At 66.0% G+C, this 3,228-nt stretch carries 3 protein-coding genes and 1 pseudogene; 2 read left to right on the top strand and 2 right to left on the bottom strand.

Annotated elements, in window-relative coordinates; translation table 11 throughout:
• Nucleotides 1–236 precede the first annotated feature (236 nt).
• Both GJ633_RS15300 and GJ633_RS15295 read left to right on the top strand, forming a co-directional pair.
• Nucleotides 237–542, top strand: coding sequence for a DUF433 domain-containing protein (locus GJ633_RS15300; RefSeq protein ID WP_156589484.1), 306 nt, complete (start codon nucleotides 237–239; stop codon nucleotides 540–542).
• Nucleotides 543–550: 8 nt separating this feature from the next.
• Nucleotides 551–889 (top strand): DUF5615 family PIN-like protein, encoded by a 339-nt coding sequence (locus GJ633_RS15295; RefSeq protein WP_321169120.1) that lies wholly within the window; start codon nucleotides 551–553, stop codon nucleotides 887–889.
• A 309-nt stretch (nucleotides 890–1,198) separates the two neighbouring features.
• On the opposite strand, the gene GJ633_RS15290 is transcribed toward GJ633_RS15295, so the two are convergent.
• A complete protein-coding gene (locus GJ633_RS15290; protein WP_156589482.1) occupies nucleotides 1,199–1,897 on the bottom strand; it encodes a phosphoglycerol geranylgeranyltransferase in 699 nt (232 codons plus the stop codon).
• A 134-nt stretch (nucleotides 1,898–2,031) separates the two neighbouring features.
• Nucleotides 2,032–3,109, bottom strand: a pseudogene (locus GJ633_RS15285) (tubulin/FtsZ family protein).
• Between the last annotated feature and the right edge of the window lie 119 nt (nucleotides 3,110–3,228).

The following is a 3,228-nucleotide window of genomic DNA, read 5'->3' as shown; positions in this document are numbered from 1 at the left end:
GCCCTTTGATCCACCCGCACCGCACAGCCCGCCTCACGCTCCCCAGCCTCGCGGGTTCGCGCTCTTCGAGCAGCTCACCGCGTCCCTCGCGCTCCGCCTCGCGCCCTGCCGGGCGCTCCCGGGAGCGCGCCACCGCATGAATCATGAATCGGTCACTCCTTGGACTCTACAAAGCGTTCGCGGCTGACTGTCTGTACCGGCAAAGACTGAAGGCCACTGCAATGGTATTCTACACTATGTCGAAGCAGATGAACACCGTCGTCTCAGGTGACGAGTCGGATATTCACGACGAGCCCCACATTCGGGACCGGCGAATCACCGTGAGCCACATCCACGCGCTGGTCGAAGAGCGGGACCTCAACGCGCAGACGGTAGCAGACCGCTTTGACCTCACTGCTTCGGAAGTTTACCACGCACTGGCGTACTATCACGACCACCCCGAAGAGATGCGGGCGGTCGAAGAACGCCGTCGAGAGCTTCACGAAACTGCAAAAGAAGATCCCAGAATTATCACCGGCCCCGAGGATCTGCCGGAATCGTAGGGGTGCAGGTGTCGTTTCTTCTTGACGAGAACATCGCGGCTCCGCTGGCTGACAAACTCGACAAAGCAGGCCACGACGTAGAGCGTGTCGTCGACGTGAGCGAATTGGGGGAAGGCATCGACGACACCACGATTCGCCTGTACGCCGTCCAAGAGGACCGTCTCATTGTCACCAGCGACGACGACTTTGTCCAGATGCCGGCAGACTCACACAGTGGGGTATTCTATGTCCCTGACCAGTCGCTCCCCTCGCACGAACTCTACCATCTCATCCAGCGAGTTATCGAAGCGTTTCCCAACCGAGAGGCGATGGATACAGTGACGTACATTACTACCGACTGGCTGTGAATCACGAGTAACGCGAGTGAGAGATGAGTCATCAATATTGAGCATCCGCGAGCGAAGTCGTTCGAAAGGCGCTCTGCGCCTTTCGTGATGTCGTCAGAATCCTTCGGATCCTGACTGCCAACCGGAACGCTCCGCGTTCCGGTGATGACGAAACGGCGGCACCGTTTCGAACCACGAGCGGTTCACCGGCGGCGAGGCGAACGCCGAGCCGGCGGCTTTTTCCCCTCCAGGTTTTCGAGGAGCGGTTCCCGAAGCGAACGAAGTGAGCGCAGGGAACCCGACGAGAAAAAGGTGGGAGCGAAAGGGTGGTTAGGCGTCCTTGGCGCCTTCCACCGTCTCGCGGACGGCGTCGACGCCCTCGTCGTGGAGCAGGTCGCCGACGACGACCACGTCGCTGTGGGCGGCCATCTCGTTGGCGGACTCGTAGTCGTGAATCCCGCCGCCGTAAAACAGGGTAGCGTCGTCGAGCGCGTCGTGGGCGGCCGCGACCTTCTCCGTGTCGCCGAACGTCCCGGAGTACTCGACGTAGACGATCTCCTGGCCGAACATCCGCTCTGCGACCTTCGCGTAGGCGGCGACGTCGTCGGCCGCGAGGTCGCAGTTCGCGTCGGTCAACTCGGCGACGGAGGCGTCGGGGTTCAACACGATGTACGCCTCCGTGTGCGTGCGGTCCCAGTCGAGGTCGTCGATCCGGACCCACTCCTTGTGCGCGCCGGTGATCCAGAACTGGCCGCCGGCGTTGAACACCGTCGGGATCAGGTACCCCTCGAGCGCGGGGGAATCGATCACGACGCCCGGGTTCGACGGCTCCTGGTACAGCGGCACGTCGTACTCGGCGGCGGCGTCGACGACCCGGGTCATCTTCTCCGCGGTGACGTCGAGGGTTCCGCCGATCTCGATCGCGTCGGTGCCCGTCCGACAGACGTCCTCGAAAGTCTCGCCGTCCCGCAGTTCCTTGTCGGGATCGACCTTCAGCACGTGGTCCCAGTCGTCCCACGGATTGCTCATCGGCAACGACTCCTCCGGGCGGGACCAAAAAGGTGCGGAACCTGCCTCGCCGGCGACAGCGGCCGACCCGGAGAAGGGTCGCCGACGCCGCCCCAATGCCGTCCGACAGCGAAACGGCACGCCGCTGCGGCCGGTCACAGCAGGTCGTCGAGGTCCTCGTTCAGGAAGGCGTCCGCGGGGTCGGGCGTCTCCGCTGGCGCGTCTCTGACCGCCTGGCGCGCCCGTTCGAGGAACGCCTCGACCCGCTGTGAGCGCTCGACGCCGGCGAGGAGCACGAGCGCCGCGATCCGCTCGGAGTCGAGCGGGAAGTCCCCGCCGCGCACCTGCATCGAGCCGGTCTCCTCCTGGAGCCACTTGCGCGCCTTCTCCGCGCCCTTCCGAGAGATCCGGTCCGGGTCGCCGGCGATGGCGACGAGCGCGGCGTCGGCGTCGGTCGCGTTCGGGAGCGACAGCCCGGTCATCACCGCGCTCCGTACCACGCTCGTGACCGTCGTGACGTTCTCCTCGGCGTCCTCGGCCGCGGGCGCGGACGCGAAGCCGACCGCCGCGATCCCGCCGGTCCGCAGCGTGTTGATCACCTCGCTGGTGTCGACGACCGACTCGGCGACGCCCTCGACGGCCTCGCCGGCCGCCAACAGGAGCCCGACCCGCTTCGCCATCGCGGCGTTGATCTGCGCGTAGCCGCCTTGGACCGACTCGTCCGCGGACCGCCACGCGTCGTTGTCGAGCAGGATCGCCGCGTCCGCTTCACGGACGAGCGTCTTCAGCGATCGGCCGGCGTTCACCTGCTGCATCGCTCCCTCGTCGCGGCCCGGGAGAATTCCGAGCGCGTAGACGGGCACGTCGTACACCCGCTGTAGCTCCCGGACGAGGACCGGCGCACCGCCCGATCCCGTCCCGCCGCCGAGTCCCGCGACGACGAACAGCGCCTCCGCGTCCGCGGTCACCTTCGGCGCGAGCGCGTCCAGCACCTCGACGGCGTCTTCGTCCATCACGTCGGCGCCGAGCTCGTTGTCGCCGCCGACGCCGTGGCCGCTCACCCGCGACTGCCGACGAGACCGTGTCGAGCGGAAGGGGATCGAGGTCGGCCGCGGCGGTGTTCACCGCGAGCGCGTCGAGCACCGCGCCGTAGCCGGCGTCGGCGTCGAACTCGGCGAGCGCGGTCACGAGCTTCCCACCAGCCTGTCCGACACCGAGGAGGACCGCCTTCATGGGTGGGGGTACTTGTTGTGGAGACAATACGTTTTCCCCCGATCCGTTGAGGGTGTCAGACGACAGTTCTCATACCCGTTCTTCGATACATCGATTCGCTCAGTACAGGTGAGAGAACG

The sequence above is a fragment of the Halorubrum sp. CBA1125 genome, assembly GCF_009742825.1.
Classification (GTDB): Archaea; Halobacteriota; Halobacteria; order Halobacteriales; family Haloferacaceae; genus Halorubrum.
This window is presented reverse-complemented; position numbering and strand designations above follow the sequence as displayed.